This window comes from Dongshaea marina (genome assembly GCF_003072645.1).
GTDB lineage: Bacteria > Pseudomonadota > Gammaproteobacteria > Enterobacterales > Aeromonadaceae > Dongshaea > Dongshaea marina.
Genome location: NZ_CP028897.1, coordinates 933,106 through 946,553, shown reverse-complemented (window position 1 = coordinate 946,553; position 13,448 = coordinate 933,106). Strand labels below are relative to the sequence as shown.

Annotated in this window: 9 protein-coding genes, 2 tRNA genes, 1 other RNA gene and 1 pseudogene; 10 read left to right on the top strand and 3 right to left on the bottom strand. The window is 52.0% G+C overall.

Translation table 11 applies throughout. The annotated features are described in order from the left end of the window. The first annotated feature begins 54 nt into the window (after positions 1–54). The 4 genes from DB847_RS04695 (at position 55) to DB847_RS04675 (ending at position 8,024) form a co-directional block, all read left to right on the top strand. The gene (locus tag DB847_RS04695) at positions 55–2,268 is read left to right on the top strand and encodes a TcfC E-set like domain-containing protein (protein WP_159084406.1); all 2,214 of its coding nucleotides are present in this window, start codon (positions 55–57) and stop codon (positions 2,266–2,268) included. 302 nt (positions 2,269–2,570) lie between these two features. Next, positions 2,571–6,059, top strand: coding sequence for a hypothetical protein (locus DB847_RS04690; RefSeq protein ID WP_108649663.1), 3,489 nt, complete (start codon positions 2,571–2,573; stop codon positions 6,057–6,059). A 598-nt stretch (positions 6,060–6,657) separates the two neighbouring features. After that, complete coding sequence (locus tag DB847_RS04680; protein WP_108649661.1) at positions 6,658–7,020, top strand: hypothetical protein; 363 nt, start codon at positions 6,658–6,660, stop codon at positions 7,018–7,020. A gap of 44 nt (positions 7,021–7,064) precedes the next feature. Continuing rightward, positions 7,065–8,024, top strand: coding sequence for an OmpA family protein (locus tag DB847_RS04675; protein WP_108649660.1), 960 nt, complete (start codon positions 7,065–7,067; stop codon positions 8,022–8,024). Positions 8,025–8,132: 108 nt separating this feature from the next. On the opposite strand, the gene DB847_RS04670 is transcribed toward DB847_RS04675, so the two are convergent. After that, on the bottom strand, positions 8,133–8,552 hold the full coding sequence (locus tag DB847_RS04670; RefSeq protein ID WP_108649659.1) for a hypothetical protein: 420 nt from the start codon (positions 8,550–8,552) through the stop codon (positions 8,133–8,135). A gap of 208 nt (positions 8,553–8,760) precedes the next feature. Here DB847_RS04670 and DB847_RS04665 point away from each other — a divergent pair, with 208 nt between their 5' ends. Together DB847_RS04665 and DB847_RS04660 are read left to right on the top strand one after the other, a co-directional pair. Further along, the gene (locus DB847_RS04665) at positions 8,761–9,630 is read left to right on the top strand and encodes a TraB/GumN family protein (protein ID WP_108649658.1); all 870 of its coding nucleotides are present in this window, start codon (positions 8,761–8,763) and stop codon (positions 9,628–9,630) included. A 92-nt stretch (positions 9,631–9,722) separates the two neighbouring features. Continuing rightward, positions 9,723–11,196: pseudogene (locus DB847_RS04660) on the top strand (carboxypeptidase M32). A 49-nt stretch (positions 11,197–11,245) separates the two neighbouring features. Here the strand turns inward: DB847_RS04660 and DB847_RS04655 are convergent. Next, on the bottom strand, positions 11,246–11,731 hold the full coding sequence (locus tag DB847_RS04655; protein ID WP_108649657.1) for a VC2046/SO_2500 family protein: 486 nt from the start codon (positions 11,729–11,731) through the stop codon (positions 11,246–11,248). 121 nt (positions 11,732–11,852) lie between these two features. Here DB847_RS04655 and DB847_RS04650 point away from each other — a divergent pair. Beyond that, a tRNA-Tyr gene (locus DB847_RS04650) sits at positions 11,853–11,937 on the top strand. A 26-nt stretch (positions 11,938–11,963) separates the two neighbouring features. After that, positions 11,964–12,047, top strand: a tRNA-Tyr gene (locus DB847_RS04645). 140 nt (positions 12,048–12,187) lie between these two features. Here the strand turns inward: DB847_RS04645 and DB847_RS04640 are convergent. Beyond that, the gene (locus DB847_RS04640) at positions 12,188–12,760 is read right to left on the bottom strand and encodes a UPF0149 family protein (RefSeq protein ID WP_108649656.1); all 573 of its coding nucleotides are present in this window, start codon (positions 12,758–12,760) and stop codon (positions 12,188–12,190) included. 149 nt (positions 12,761–12,909) lie between these two features. Between DB847_RS04640 and zapA the strand changes: the two genes are divergently transcribed. Together zapA and ssrS are read left to right on the top strand one after the other, a co-directional pair. Next, positions 12,910–13,260 carry a cell division protein ZapA gene (gene zapA, locus DB847_RS04635; RefSeq protein ID WP_108649655.1) on the top strand — a complete coding sequence of 117 codons (351 nt, stop codon included), beginning with the start codon at positions 12,910–12,912 and terminating at the stop codon, positions 13,258–13,260. 4 nt (positions 13,261–13,264) lie between these two features. Beyond that, a non-coding RNA gene (gene ssrS / locus DB847_RS04630) (6S RNA) lies at positions 13,265–13,447 on the top strand. The last annotated feature ends 1 nt before the right edge of the window (position 13,448 follow it).

The following is a 13,448-nucleotide window of genomic DNA, read 5'->3' as shown; positions in this document are numbered from 1 at the left end:
TGCTTCATTCTTACAGCGCTCCCTCTGGTGATTTCCTCACCAGGAGCATTGCCTATGCCTGTCAAGGAGCCAATCTATCCCCAGTGGCTGAGACCAACTCAGCATAAAGTTATCCACCAGGGGGCAAGTACTGAAAAAGCCCCTGAAAAAAGTCTCATCTCGGCATCGGGTGAACAGCTAGTGCTATCACCTGAGATAAAAGCCATGTTTGAGTCAGGCCTGCCACTGCCCATCTATCTGCAAGTTGCCGGTCAGTCCATTAATCCAGATTCCCCTCAGATCGGGACTGCAACTCTGACCCTGAATGGTAATAAATATGTTCTTTCTGAGATTAGTATCCATCTTGAAGAGGATAAATTTGAGCTGACCACATCACTGCTCCACCAGCTGGAAAATAGCAAAAATATCCAGCTTAGGCCCAACGGCGCTGTCACGCTCAAGAGCGGAGCTGAGCTGCAATTTATCCCCGCTCAAATGACGCTGAGGCTACAGGTAGAGCAATCCAGCTTTGCTACGACTCGTAAAGCTAAGAACGATGAGCTCGGATCCTCCTCAACCCACGAGCTGACCGGTACGCTCAACTATGATCTCAACGCCTATCATGCTGATAGCGGCAGCAATGGATCACTAAATCTCGACAGCTATACCAGCTTTGAAGAGCATCACCTGAATCTGGATGGCTCACTCTTTTTTGGTGATGAGGGCAAAGATCAGGGGACCCTGGATACCCTGCTGTATGAGCGGGATTATCATGGATACCGCGTTGCCACCGGGCTGCTCGATGGTGGTAGCATCCAGAGCCTGGGCAATGTCTCGACCCTGGATTACAACACTGTCTACGGCGCCTCCTTTGGTAATGCGGCCGAGAGTTCTCGCGCAACCAAAAGCAGCTCACTGATCCCGATTATCCTCTATTTCAGCACCCCGGGTGAGGCCAGAGTCTATCGCAACAACAAATTAATCGATATTCAGCGCTTTGAGCTTGGATCACACGAGCTCGATACCAGAGACTTCCCCCAGGGAAACTATCAGGTACGAGTCGATATCGTCACAGCTGGCACCGTCAGCTCTAGTCGGCTCTATCGGGTCAATAAGCCGATGAACTACCAGCAGGGAGATGATCTTAAATGGCAGTTGTGGGGCGGAATGGCAAAACGCAGCCGCACCTTCTCCCAAGTCGATGCGATGCTGCAGACCAATCTGCAAACCGAAGAGGAAACTAAAAGCTTGCTGGGACTCTCCCTGGCCTCTCACATCAAGGATGTGCTCTGGAGTGCCTCCCTCTATCAAAACGGCGACACCCTGGTGGAGGAGGGTCAGATCACCCTTCCTCTATTAAGCAGCCTTTCGGTGGAGCTGGGAAACCTGATGGCCTCGGACAATGGTCGAAGCTATAGTGCAACCCTCAACTATGATCTGCCCTGGCAGCTTGGCCAAACCTGGTTTACCCACCAAGATGGCCATCCAGGCGATAGAGAGGATCTACAAGGCTACTTTTATACTCACGCTAAAAGCTTTGGGATGAGCCTCAATGTTGGCCGAATGATCTCCGGGGCAGGAACCCTCAATGCCAGTTATGAAATAAGTGACGATCTAAACTTCGATGACTCTGGCTACCAGGCGACTCAGCTTACCTATCAGCAGCAGATCTATAACTCCCGTTACGTCAATATCCAGATGACCATAGGCTACAACCGTAACGAGAGTACTGGTAGCAACAACGTCTCAGAAAACTACTATGGCACCCTGCTATTCAGCATCCCCCTGGATTACAGCCTGTCACTGGGACTCTCCCATCATGAGGATGGAGATAGCCTGGATCTGAGTGTTGAGAAGCAGATGGATGGCTTCGTGACCAGCGCCGGAGCAGACTTAAGCTCAGATTTTGATGAGCAGAATAGCTACAACCTCTATGCCAACTATGATGGCCACTATGCCCAGGGCATGGTGAGTGCTCAGGGTGACGAGCAGAACCACTCGGTGAGTATCAGTAATAGTGGTTCACTGGCGTGGACGCCACACCAGGCAGCACCTGGTGATCAGCAGTCTGAATCCGGTCTTATCGTTATCATGCCTGAGCATATTGAAAGCGGTGATACAGAGGTGGTCGTCAATGATATCTCTTACCCACTTCGCTCAGGGCGCAACTTTATTCCAGTAGATGGTTATAGCAGGTACACCGCCTATGTCCGCACTGCCCCAACAGCACTCGAGCCTACAAATTGGGGGTTAGCCATGAGAGTTACACCTTCTACCCTGGCAATGTAGTCACCATAAAGCCTCAGGTGGTCGCCATAGTGACCATTTTTGGCCAGTTAGTCTCCCCTCTGGTGAGCCACTGCGCAATGTCACTCTGCAAAGCAATGTCGACGAAGGAAGCACAGATCAAGACGGCTATTTCTCACTGGATCTAAATGCTGCCCAGCAGAACCCTGAACTCACCATAGTCGCTGACAAGCTGACCCGAATCGTGCCTCTCACTCTCCCAGAAAAAACCGATGGGGCTCAGTGGCTAAACAAGATCACCATCAACCTCTTGGCCAATCAATAGGTTTCGAAAAGGTTTTATGATGAAAAAACTCAAACGAACTTACCGTCTCATTCCCAGTCTCCAGACTCTGCAATATGTTCTGTTTATTATGGCTATGATCATCATCTGTTTTTCATTTGGCGAAAGCAGTGCGGGTGAGCCTCTGGCCAGAGTGGTCGATGCTCACCCAAGGTTGCAGCATCAGCTGGAGCTACACCCGCGCTTCAAAGCCCGGGTGAGTGAAGTGATTCGAAACCACCCCAAACTCGCCAAACGGCTCAAAGAGAGCTATAAAAATCACCCGGAAAAATGGCAGCAGCTCATCGAGCGCTATCGCCACGATCCTAACTTCCTGAATAAGTTTAAAGAGAGATACAAGGAGCTCAGAGAGATCCTGGCTCATCCGGTACTCAATCATCTGGATCTGGCCGTCTTTAAGGATGAGCCCAGCCAACAAACCTATATCACAACAGTGCATAGCTCAGGTAACCAGTCCCGCGGAGCCCTGTTTGGAGTTACCCATCCTGAAGGTGCAAATCGCCATCCTCTGATCTGGTACCCTCACCAACCCGATCTTCCTGTTATCGCAGTAAGTCACCTCATGCCTGCTCAGCTATTTCGTGGTGTGGCTAATGATGCTTCTACTCCACAAATCCAGCATGGTAGCAACCGGATCCAGATCCCCGACAAAAGCTTTGTAAACCCAGTTTTCAACCAGACAGCTCCCCTTGCTCTGCAGAGCCTTCCTATTGGCCAGCCAAAGATGATCCGTTTTCTGGAGGTGCTCGATAATCACAAGCTCCGACCCGTGCTCGCCAGCATCCGTAAACGCGCCACCATCACCCTGGCACGCCCGCACGCCCGCTGTCATATAGCCTCGCAGGGAGAGATCTCAGGACTAATCTGTCCGCTGCGTGAGGTCAAACAGCTACAGGGACAACTTGCCGGAAGCAACCTGATGCTACAGCTGCGAGCCGAGGGCCTGAACGGTGCTCGCTATAGGGTACGGGAACACTGGCTTCCGCTTGGACAAGGGATCAGCATATCTTCCCTGCACCAGGGGGATCGTTTAGAACTATTCGTGCCTGAGACTCAGCTATGTGCTGATCCTCCCTCTATGTCTGAGTTATTCGCTAAGTTGAAAATAACCCTGACAAACACCCGGACAGCACAACAGGGAGACAGATGGCAGCTGCCGCTGCTAAATATCCGTCCACCGCATCATGCCCCTGGTCTCTCGCTTACCAGCCTGAGTCTATTTCGCATCCACGATCAGCCCACCGGCAGCGCCTATGTCACCACAGATGAGGCTCGAGGAGCCCAGACTACCCTTACTCCACTGCTATTTGGTCAATCTCCAGCACAGAAGCAATCTGTGAGCTGGTTTTACAATGGAGCCGTCGGCGCCCCCCACAAAGTAGCGGGCAAACTGGCACCAGCTGAGTTCTTTGCTCCAGGAACCAACCAGCTTTCGACCTCTGGAGTTGAGTGGCTGCTTCATTCACCACAAGGACAACAAAAATTGCTGCGCTACAGATCATCCTCACTGCAGCAATTTACTCGTCTGAGTCTGGGTGGAGAGATCCGCTTTGAGCGAGCGCTAAACCAGCGCTGTGTTCCTGGCACCATCCAAGGCGTAACAGGAGAGATCTGTACCCTACGTCACTACCGGATCATTGGGGAGCCTCCCCGCAGCAGCGAGTTGCGGCTGCACCTGAATCTATCTGGTCTCAATGAAAAAACAGCTCGCTGGCGAACAGCTAAGCGTCTCTGGCAGCCGTTAACCTATAGTCAGGCCATCTCATCTCTCGAGTCACAAGGACAAGTACAGCTGTTTATCCCAAATGGTGCATCACCGGCGGCTAACCCTGTCGAAGCAGACCTTATCATCGAAAACAGTGGATTTGGCAATCCACAGGATCGCCTTGAGATCAAAGAAGGAAACATCCTGGCCCACACTAGCTCCCAAATTGATTTGAAAGGTGCTGAAACTTTAGCTGTTACCAGTACTAGCTCACCAACCGTTGAGTCTGGACAGCAGATCAGTTTTAAGGTGACTCTGAATCGCCCCGCAGGAGAGGATGAACGGCTCAATTTGAGGTTAAAGTGGGATACTGCGAAGAGCTCCGATCTAGATCTGAATATCGAGCATACCAAGCTGCAGGGTGCCGAAATACTTCCGGGTGAAACCTGGAATTATAATCAGCTCTATATCAGGGTAAACAAGGGTGCAAAAGAGCTCACTGTAACTATGCCCACCTACCCAGACCCGGCACAAACCTCAAACAAAATCTTCCGGATGGGTGCCTCAAAAGCACCTTATAATGAACAAGTTGCAAAATTTGGAACCGGGACTATCACTCCCATGATCCTAGCTGTCACCAGCGTCAGTTCACCCACAGCTGAGGCGGGGCAAAATCTGAGCTTCAGGGTAGGGCTTAATCGACCTGCAAGAGAGGACGAGCGTCTTAACTTAAGACTGTATTGGAACACTGCACAAAAATCAGATCTGGATCTGAACATCAATCACACCAAGCTGCAGGGTGCCGAAGTCATTGAAGGTGAAACCTGGAGTTATGATCAGCTTTATATCAGGGTGAGCAAGGGAGCAAAGGAAGTCATTGTTACTTTGCCAACTAACCCTGACTCGACTCAAACCTCTGACAAAACCTTCCGAATGGGAGCCTCTAAAGCAAGATATGATGAGCAGATAGCCAAGTTCGGTACCGGGACTATAACTCCTGGGGGCGCCTCCATAAAACTTACCCATGTTATAGGTCATAACGTCTATGAGGGAAACTTGGCTCGCTACTCAGTCTCTTTGAATAGCCAAACACCGGAGCCAACGGATTTCTATGCCCGTTTTGCCCCGGAAATAATCCGCCAGGCCGATGCCAGTGACTTCCAGCTAGACAAGGCTCAGGTTGTCTATAAGGGCTCACACCAGCCCATCGACCTCAGTGGTAGTGGCTATGGGACTAGCTTCAGACTGCCGGCCGGTATCAGTCAGTTCTCGATCCTCATCCCCACCGTCCAGGACTATCGGAATGAAGGCAATGAGAACGCCTACCTGGTAGTTAACCAGGGAACGACTCCGCTGGATAGTCAGCATGTTACCCCTGCCAATAATGGCGCCTCACAGATCTTTGATGTATCAGATGAGTTAGAAGGCTACTGGGCACAGGATAACTACCAGGTTCAGGAGGGCAAAACCACCGAATATTCCTTCTCATTGGGCAAGGTACACGCCAGTACATCTTATACCAGCGACATTAGCGACACTCTGTATCTGAAGGTCGATCCCAGGGCAAACACCCAGGGTAAACCCCTGGCGACCCCAGGTACAGACTACGACTGTCAGGCCAACGTATTTCTTCCAGCTTTTGGCAGTGAGCCTGAGAGTCGCTTTAGCATAAACATCTGCCAGGGGGGCAGTCATAAGGTCACGGTCCGGCTTATGCAGCTGAGCGCAGCGGTTATATTGAGATCACCACTCTCAAAGATGATATCAGTGAGAGCGATGAACTGATTCCGCTGGCACTCGCCACCGGGCCTCAAGCCCAGATGTATAAAGTAACCCATATCACTATCTTGGGCCGCCACAACCCTGAGTTTAAGATCGAATCAGTTGGTAATACCAAGTCTGATGAAGGAGATCCGCTTAATTTTAATATCCACCTCTCTACACCCTCGGTTGCAACCGATAGTGTGTTTATCAAGCTATGGCCGGGCCGAGCCTCAGCCGACGACCTGGTTCTGACAAAAGTCACTCTTCACGCCGACAGCCAGGTCCTGCCAGTTTCCCTAAGCCGAGGAGAAGCTGAGATCACCCTGCCAACAGGTACCGGGAGTTTCGCATCGAGATCCCCAGCATCGATGACACCCTGCGTGAATTTACCGAAGATTTTCAGCTCTCAGTAAACCCAGGCTGGAGCTATGTCGCCTCACAAGCCAAAAGCGGACGAGGCCAGATCCTGGATAATGATCAGGAGGGACGGCTGAGTGTCACCCCTAACAGTGAGCTGCACTTTGCCTACGATAACGAGCTCGCCAGCTTTGGCTCCCAACCCCTGCCCTTTACCGTCACGCTCGATAATAACGACGCAGATAGTAGCTTCGGCTTTACCTTGTATGCCAGAGCCGGTGACAAGTCTCGCCTGACCCTGTCACAAAATGATGCCGGGATGGATGTGGCAGTAAGAGCCGGTGCTCATGCCCTGAGCCGTACCCAGTGGCTGGCAGTGGCCGGAGATGATGCCGAGCCGGATACCGGTCTAAGCACCCTGACCGGCCGCTCCGGAGGCATCGAAACTGCCACCACGGACTGGCAGGCTCACCTGCATAACTTTAGTGCCCCTGATCCTCACGCCATGCCGCCGGTAACTACCAGGGTGAGGTCAGCGTCGACTTCAAGGCGGTATGGACTCAACCCGAATAACCCTTCCTTCTCCCCGCCAGTAGCGGGAGCTCTCCTAATGAAAGTGAAATAGACGATGAAAAATTCTTAAACCTGGTCGCCGCGACCGCTTTACTATTGTGCAATCCCTCATGGGCCGATGGCTTCGGCTATCTGGGAGGAAAAGTGGGTGCCGGCTGGCTCAAAGAGTCCTGCGCCACACTCACTGCCCCATGTGATGCTAATGGCCTGGCATTGGGAGGCTTCGGGGGTTGGCAGTTTAATCCCTATATTGGCCTTGAAGCGGGATATGATTACTTTGGGGATCTGGCTACCTCCTATCGGCAAGGGAACCAAATCACCCAGCTGGATGGCCCTGTCACGGCGCTCACTCTGGCCCCTCGTTTCAGCCTGCCCCTGAATGACTACCTGTCACTGTATGGAAAAGCCGGTGTTGCCTGGGTCAATTACGACCATGCTCAGGATAGCAGTATGATGGGGGCTCTAGGGGTACAGATTGATGCCACCCCACGATGGATGGTGCGCCTTGAATATCAGCTTATCCCCAATCTGGATGACTCAAGCTATGGCCTGAGTGATCAACAAGCGGGAATGGCCAGCCTGAGCCTGAGCTATCGGTTGGGATATACGTCTCCTGAGCCACCAGCGACGACACCTCCCATGTTGATTGAGAAAACCTTCGATGAATCCCGGGGGCAGCAGTGGTTTAGTTTTGATAGCGCCGCGATCAGTGAATCGATGAAGGCACAACTCAATGAGTTAGCTGAACTACTGAGCTCCTACCCACAAGCCCGGGTCGATATCAAAGGATACACAGACAGCAGCGGCCCTGCCGCCTATAACCTCAGGTTATCAAAACGACGAGCCATGGCTGTTGAAGGCTATCTGCTCTCCCGGGATGTTGCTGCAGAGCAGCTCTTCGTTGAAGGCTTCGGAGAAAAAGAGCCTATCACCAGCAATCAAACGAGGCAGGGCCGAGCGAAAAACCGCCGAGTGACAATTACCATTCACAGCTTTAGCTACCAAGCGACTCCCGAGCAACAGCCAACCACCCCAGAGGCGAACTCTGAGAGTTGAATCACCTAGGGGATACCAAGAATATCAAGGGGTTACAACGCATCGCGCTGTAACCCCTTTTGCATTATTGAGCCTGGACACCCGAGCTGGCTGTTATCACCTTAGATATCAGAGATCTGAGCCTCGATAATTGAGGAGCTGAGCATGGCACCACTCCCGCACCTCATCAAACTCTTTTGAAAAAAACTGCCCGCCAGACGCCTGATCTTCGGGGTTATGCTCAACCACCTGACCAATAAAATGCTTAAATAGTATGGAGTTACAGGCAAGTCCCATGAAGATCATCCTGTGCTTCACCATCCAGCCATAGCAACGATCAAATTCGGCCCAGACCTCTGGGGTTGCCATCTCCCAATCCCGGCAATCCCCGAATAATCCCCAATAGGGAGGATTTTCTACAGTAATAATGGCCTCTATCTCTTGGCAGTAGCGTTGTGCTAACTCTTTGTTCCAGCGACCAAAAGCCTCCACAAACAGAATATTGTCTGCGTAGCAAATTGTGTATCTCCCGTGTTCCTGATACTTCATAGCCTCTCCCTTGGGAAAACTTAGGCTCCCCTCTTTAATTTAGTTGGAATAAGGATACTCATCTTGCTCGAATCGCTGACACACGGGGCTAAACTCTCACCCCAAAAAGCCACCAGGTCTGTGAAGCAACAGTTCTCATATATCAAAGCATCACCTCCTGTTATAGTAATTGAGTTCCTGTTTTTATCAGTTCCGGCAAGGAGGCTTCATGGGATTTCGAAAACTACTGGTGTGGCTAAGTCTGTTACTTTCAGTGCCCGCGATGGCGTCCAGCCAGCCTCCCTTCTGGAAGGCGACCCGGGATGGTCAGACCCTGTGGGTGCTCGGCTCTATCCATGTCGGAAGCCCGGCCCTCTACCCACTGCCCAAACCCATAGAAAAAGCCTTCAAGGAATCGGATCTACTGGTGACCGAAGCCAATCCGGAGCATATTTCAGATGAGCAACAACGCACCATAGATGCCCTGACCACTCTTCCTGAAGGGACCCAGCTTAGCCAGGAGCTCACCCCGGATCTTTACCAAAAGACCATACAGCAGGCTCGGGCGCTAGGGCTCTCAAACACCACAATCCAGTCTCTCCAGCCCTGGTATCTGGCAACCCTGATGATGGCTATCGCCACCGAAAATGCCGGTTACTCTTCACAGTACGGAATCGACCTGCATTTTCTAAAGCAGGCCTCAGCCTCAGACAAACCGAATTTCGCTCTGGAGAGCATCTCAGAGCAGTTTGAATATCTCTCGGGAATGGGAACCCTGCAGAGCAGCTTTCTGGAGACAACCCTGAACCAGCTGCCACAGCTGCCAAAGGAGCTCAAGAAGATTCTGGTGAGCTGGAAGTCAGGGGATCTGGAGCAGCTCCAGGCCCATCTTCAGCAGCCCAATGCTCCCAAGCCTCTCAAACAATATATCAATCAGCAGCTTCTTGAGCGGCGGACCCAACACTGGGTCACCGAGCTCATCAAGCTCAAACAGCCCCAGATCTTCGTTGTCGTGGGCGCCCTGCACCTGGGCGATAACAATGGATTATTAAAGGGGCTTGAGCGAGAGGGTTATCAGCTGCAGCGCCAACCCTCCTGACCAACGACTGAAAGCTGGCCCCCAGGTGGTTTGCCAGCTTTCCTTCCTATTCAAAACACCATGACTCAAGTTTGACTCAATGGAGTGCCTTGATGAGCTATCAACAGTTAACCAAACATTTTGAAAAAATCTTTCATCTGCGTCACCTGGCCGCTATCAGCTATTGGGACCAGGCGACCATGATGCCAGCCGGGGGAGTGGGGCCCGGGCCAACGCCCAGGCGGAGCTGGCTCTGATCATCCATCAGCGGCTTGCACAGCCAGAGCTCGAGCAGTGGTTTAGCGATGCACAGGAGCAACAACTGGATCAGGCTGAGCAGGCCAACCTTTTTGAGATGCGAAGGGAGTGGCAACAGTCGATCGTCCTGCCTGAAGATCTGGTCAAGAAAAAGGCCATTGCCGGCTCCCGTTGTGAGCATGCCTGGCAAACTCAGCGTCATGCCAATGACTGGGAAGGTTTTAAGCCTAACCTGACACAGGTTGTTGAGCTCACCCGGGAGGAGGCGCAGATCCGCAGTGAACAGCTAGGGGTCAGTCCCTATGATAGCCTGATCGATCTCTATGAGCCCGGAATGAATAGCCAACAGATAGAGACTCTGTTTAGCCCACTGCGAGAGAAACTCCACCACTAATCAAGCAGGTGATGGAGAAGCAATCAAATACCCTCAGCGAGCCACTCCAGGGTCCCTTTAAGATCAAGGCACAGCAGAAATTAGCGCGCCAGGTGATGGCGATGCTGGGATTTGATTTTGAGCATGGCCGACTTGATATCAGTCACCATCCTTTCTGTGGAGGGGTACCCAAGGATGTCAGGATCACCACCCGCTACAGTGAGCTTGATTTCCTGGAGGGACTGATGGGGATCGTTCATGAAACAGGCCACGCCTGTTACGAGCAGAATCTCCCCGAGCAATGGCAAACCCAGCCTGTGGGTCAGTCTCACTCTATGGGACTCCATGAAAGCCAGAGCCTGTTTTACGAAATGCAGCTGTCACGCCACCCTGAATTTATCAGGCAACTACTGCCTGAGCTAGAGTCTCGATTTGGCTCGTCCGATGAACTCACTGCAGACAACCTGGTGGCCCTGAGCCACAGGGTAAAACCGGGTCTCATCCGGGTAGATGCCGATGAGATCAGCTACCCGGCTCACATCATGCTGCGCTTTGAGATCGAGCGGGATCTCATCGAAGGGGCGATCAAGGTCCGTGATCTACCTGAGATCTGGGATAGTAAAATGCAGCACTACCTTGGGCTATCCACTCTGGGGAATGACAAGGATGGCTGTATGCAGGATATCCATTGGTGCGATGGTTCTTTTGGCTACTTTCCAAGCTACACCCTGGGAGCCATGTATGCAGCCCAGCTGCGTTTTGCCATGGAGAAACAGCTGGGTTCGCTGGACTCTCTTTTGACCGGTCGGGAGTTTGAGGTGATCTTTAACTGGCTCAAAGATGCCATCTGGCAGAAGGGGCGCCTCTACCCGGTGCCGGATCTGATCCTCCAGGTTACTGGCTCTGAGCTCAGCCCCGACTATTTTCTAAAGCACCTGAAACAGCGCTACCTATAAGCCAAATGGGGGAAGCCTCTGCTCTTCCCCATCATCCGTCAGCTTAAGCTCAGGCAACCTTGGAATTGAGTTGATCCAGGATATCCAACATAGACACATCGGGGGCCGGGCTGGTCACACAGCTTAGCTGCTGCTGATAGCGATACTGACTGCGTAGCGTGACATCATCAAGCACCTCAGGAGGAACCGAGCTCCCGGACTCCGCGGTCAGCGGTTCAGCATAGAAGGCCTGTTGCAGCCGCACGGCCGCCAGCCCTCCCGATTCAAACTGTCCCCTTAACATCACCCCTCTGGCAAAATCCTCAGAGTCCGGCTTGAGCGGACGAGGCTCGGGAAGCTCAAATTGCTCGCGCAGCGGCTGACGTAGCAGCTCAAGGGTTGGGGTGGCTTTAAGAACCGCCTGCTCCATGGGATCCGAAGAGATAAGGCTGAGCAGCAGGGCAAAATCTCTGCGCCGGTGCTGATGCACCGCCAGGTTTAGCTGCTGCCCCAGCTGCAGCTCATGAACCAACAGAGATCGCCCGTCTATATCCACAACAAAAGCCTAATTTTCAACCAATTAGACATTTATCGACCAGTTAGGCATATTTTTTAGTTTTTTTGCTTTCCGGGGTTCACAACGCCCCCGAATCTGGTAGTATGCATCCCGCACTTGAGGAGGGGTTCCCGAGTGGCCAAAGGGATCAGACTGTAAATCTGACGGCTCCGCCTTCGAAGGTTCGAATCCTTCCCCCTCCACCATTCTCGTGCAACAATTCAATACTCGTGGAGGGGTTCCCGAGTGGCCAAAGGGATCAGACTGTAAATCTGACGGCTCCGCCTTCGAAGGTTCGAATCCTTCCCCTCCACCATCTCTCTTCTTCTTAATAAATTCTAATTTTCCCATTACCACTTAATTGGCAACAAGCCTCTGCGTTATGCTTCTTTGGTACAAAAAAAGCATCAGCCCTGCGACCAATGCTTTCCCTGTATTTGTAAGAACCCTGTGAGCTTAGTGAAGGGTCACCCGGCTACTTTCACCACCGTTACAAGCCCCATACTCTTCGAATGTCATCAGAACCCCAAGGCGCAGGTGCTCATACAACACCATGAAAGCCTCTTCTCCCGATTCATCTTCCTGCTCAAAATCAAGGCTCACTTGGGTGATGCTCGAGATATCCTGAATCATCTCCTGAAGCTCTTCAGATGCCTGGTTCAACTTCTGCTGCATCAGCCCCAGGCCAACCAAAAATGCCTGAGCCCACTCCGACAGGTACTCCAGACGCTCATCCAGAGGAAGCTCACTCTTGGGCATCATCAGTTCGAACAGGCCATCTCGCTCGGTCAGCTGTTCACAGATACAGCGCGTCAAACGCTCCAGAGTCTCACTGCAGCTCTCGGCCAGTGGATTTCCATCATTTAACAGATCATCAAGCTCCCCCAGCCAACTGCGATCTTTGAGCGATACCCCTCCCGCAACAAAGCCGGTTAACAACCCATGAACTTCAGTCGGTGATGTCATCAACTCCTGCTGTTCAAAAAGTTCGGCTACATCTGTGTAGCTTGGGCATTTATTCGTACTCATCAACTCTCCGGCGAAACAATCGCCACTATTGCTTAGGGATTGAGCATAATGCTAACACTGCGGGCCCTCCAATGACAGTAGTGCTTGAAACTCTTGGTTTCACTCTATATATTCGCCTTAGAAGCATTTGATGGAGCAGCTGCCGCCTTATGACTAATCCGGAAGATAAAACGCCAACCGAAGCGGTAGAAGTCACGATCTTGGATCGGATCTATAAGATCGCCTGCCCGGCTGGTCAGCAGGAGGAGCTGATCCAGGCAGCGAGTCAGCTCAGAGAAAAGATCCGCGATCTGAAGCAGCGCTCCAGGATCAGCAATAATGAGCAGGTTGCAATCATGGTCGCCCTGAACTGCTGCCATGAATTGACTCTTGAAAAAGAGAAGAACCATCAATATGCTGAAAATATGGATCAGCGGATCAAACTGCTGCAAAATACCATAGAGCAAGCGCTGACAGAACATGGAAGCCGTCTGGCTGATGATAGCAAGGCGGTCAAGTAAAAAGATTACCCTGGGGTGTACGTTAGCTAGTCGACGTCCCTGAGCCGATAATTACAGTTAAGGGAATTGCGTCTTTGACTATTGTGCAAGCTCGGCTTGAACCGAGAAGCCTGAGGTCAAAACCCAACTCCCGCCTTGAGCCGTAGGGTTCAAGGACAGGAACCTGCGACGGCACCTTGGGGTCCTCC

Bases quoted from the DNA above. Each gene is read 5' to 3' on its own strand.
- DB847_RS04695 (WP_159084406.1), top strand. From the start codon at position 55: ATGCCTGTCAAGGAGCCAATCTATCCCCAGTGGCTGAGACCAACTCAG.
- DB847_RS04690 (WP_108649663.1), top strand. From the start codon at position 2,571: ATGAAAAAACTCAAACGAACTTACCGTCTCATTCCCAGTCTCCAGACT.
- DB847_RS04670 (WP_108649659.1), bottom strand. From the start codon at position 8,552: ATGAAGTATCAGGAACACGGGAGATACACAATTTGCTACGCAGACAAT.
- DB847_RS04665 (WP_108649658.1), top strand. From the start codon at position 8,761: ATGGGATTTCGAAAACTACTGGTGTGGCTAAGTCTGTTACTTTCAGTG.
- DB847_RS04640 (WP_108649656.1), bottom strand. From the start codon at position 12,760: ATGAGTACGAATAAATGCCCAAGCTACACAGATGTAGCCGAACTTTTT.
- zapA (WP_108649655.1), top strand. From the start codon at position 12,910: ATGACTAATCCGGAAGATAAAACGCCAACCGAAGCGGTAGAAGTCACG.